This is a genomic window from Dankookia rubra (assembly GCF_004355005.1).
Taxonomy (GTDB): Bacteria; Pseudomonadota; Alphaproteobacteria; order Acetobacterales; family Acetobacteraceae; genus Paracraurococcus; species Paracraurococcus ruber_A.
The window spans coordinates 1-2,500 of the sequence record NZ_SMSJ01000182.1; the positions used below are offsets into that span (position 1 = coordinate 1).

Annotated in this window: 1 tRNA gene and 2 rRNA genes (1 of these 3 cut by a window edge); all 3 read right to left on the reverse strand. The window is 59.4% G+C overall.

Features of this window, described 5'->3' with window-relative positions:
• Positions 1-42: 42 nt before the first annotated feature.
• A tRNA-Met gene (locus E2C06_RS35285) sits at positions 43-119 on the reverse strand.
• Positions 120-164: 45 nt separating this feature from the next.
• Positions 165-279 (reverse strand): 5S ribosomal RNA (rrf, locus tag E2C06_RS35290).
• A 103-nt stretch (positions 280-382) separates the two neighbouring features.
• Positions 383-2,500 (reverse strand): 23S ribosomal RNA (locus E2C06_RS35295) (it continues 616 nt past the right edge of the window).

The following is a 2,500-nucleotide window of genomic DNA, read 5'->3' on the forward strand; positions in this document are numbered from 1 at the left end:
GACGGCAAAGGCGCTGGCCCGTTTGGGTCAGCGCCTTGTATTTGGATGCGGGGACAGGATTTGAACCTGTGACCTTCAGGTTATGAGCCTGACGAGCTACCGGGCTGCTCCACCCCGCGGTGGTGTGTGTATGTGTGTGACGGGTGTGAGGATCCGGCTGGGTGGCCCGGCGGCGACCGACTCTCCCGTTGCTTGAGCAACAGTACCATGGGCGCTGAGGTGTTTCACGGCCGAGTTCGGGATGGGATCGGGTGTATCAACCTTGCGATGACCACCGGGCCACCCGGCCGGATCCTTGTGTGTGGGAATGGAGTGCAGGGCAGGCGCGGCTTGGTGCTGCGTGCGGTGCCGTCCTTTGGGGGACGGCGATGCGTTGAGGTGTGATGGGAGTTCTATCGGGCGATTAGGACCGCTCGGCTGCACCGGTTACCCGGCTTCCACCTGCGGCCTATCAACGTGCTGGTCTGGCACGGCCCTCGAGGGAGACCTCGTTTAGAGGGGGGTTTCCTGCTTAGATGCCTTCAGCAGTTATCCCGTCCGCACTTAGCTACCCAGCGATGCGGCTGGCGCCACAACTGGTACACCAGAGGTACGTCCATCCCGGTCCTCTCGTACTAGGGACAGATCCTCGCAAGTCTCCTACACCCACGGCAGATAGGGACCGAACTGTCTCACGACGTTCTAAACCCAGCTCACGTACCGCTTTAATCGGCGAACAGCCGAACCCTTGGGACCTGCTCCAGCCCCGGGATGCGATGAGCCGACATCGAGGTGCCAAACCTCCCCGTCGATGTGGACTCTTGGGGGAGATCAGCCTGTTATCCCTAGAGTACCTTTTATCCGTTGAGCGATGGCCCTTCCACGCGGGACCACCGGATCACTAAGGCCGACTTTCGTCTCTGTTCGCGCTGTCGCGCTCACAGTCAGGCGGGCTTATGCCTTTGCACTCAACAGCCGATGTCCGACCGGCTTGAGCCCACCATCGCGCGCCTCCGTTACCATTTGGGAGGCGACCGCCCCAGTCAAACTGCCCACCACGCAGGGTCCTGGCCCCGGCTAACGGGGCTCAGTTAGACGCCAGAAAGGCACAGGGTGGTATTTCAAGGTTGGCTCCGCAGAGGCTAGCGCCCCGGCTTCACAGCCTCCCACCTATCCTACACAGTCCCTTCCTGGCGCCACTGCGAAGTTGCAGTAAAGGTTCATAGGGTCTTTCCGTCTGACCGCGGGTACCCCGCATCTTCACGGGGAGTTCAATTTCGCTGAGCCGATGCTGGAGACAGTGGGGAGGTCGTTACGCCATTCGTGCAGGTCGGAACTTACCCGACAAGGAATTTCGCTACCTTAGGACCGTTATAGTTACGGCCGCCGTTTACCGGGGCTTCGGTTCGATGCTTGCACATCTCCCCTTAACCTTCCGGCACCGGGCAGGCGTCAGACCCTATACGTCATCTCTCGATTTCGCAGAGCCCTGTGTTTTTACTAAACAGTCGCCACCCCCTGGTTTGTGTCACCCCACCCTGCTTGCGCAGGAAAGGGTCTCGCTTATCCCGAAGTTACGCGAGCAATTTGCCTAGTTCCTTCAGCATCGTTCTCTCAAGCGCCTTGGTATACTCTACCAGTCCACCTGTGTCGGTTTCGGGTACGGTCCATATGCCAGAGCTATTTCCCGAGCCGATCCAACTGCCACCCCAATCCGATAAGGGATGACAGAACTTCACGGCTGTCACTTCTGGCGGGCCCAGGAATTTTGACCTGGTTTCCATCGGCTACGGCTGTCGCCCTCGCCTTAGGGGCCGGCTCACCCTGCGCGGATTAACCTTGCGCAGGAACCCTTGGACTTTCGGCGAGCGGGTTTCTCACCCGCTTTGTCGCTACTCATGTCCGCATTCGCACTTCCCATACCTCCACGGGCCCTCGCGGGTCCCGCTTCGCAGGCTTAGGGAACGCTCCGCTACCACGCACTTTCGTGCATCCACAGCTTCGGCAGATGGCTTGAGCCCCGTTACATTTTCGCCGCGGGACAGCTATTAGACCAGTGAGCTATTACGCTTTCTTTAAAGGATGGCTGCTTCTAAGCCAACCTCCTGGTTGTTATGGCCGTCCTACATGCTTTCCCACTTAGCCATCATTTGGGGGCCTTAGCTGGTGGTCTGGGCTGTTTCCCTCTCGACAACGGACCTTAGCACCCGCTGTCTGTCTGCCGCCCTGTACTCGCCGGCATTCGGAGTTCGGTAGGGTTTGGTAGGACTTTGGGTCCCCCTAGCCCTTCCGGTGCTCTACCTCCGGCGGTAATCGAGCGACGATCTACCTCAATAGATTTCGCGGAGAACCAGCTATTTCCGAGTTTGATTGGCCTTTCACCCCTAGCCACAGCTCATCCCCGACTTTTTCAACAGGCGTGGGTTCGGCCCTCCAGTGCGTGTTACCGCACCTTCAGCCTGGCCATGGCTAGATCACTCGGTTTCGGGTCTTCTGCCGGCAACTCGACGCCCTGTTCGGA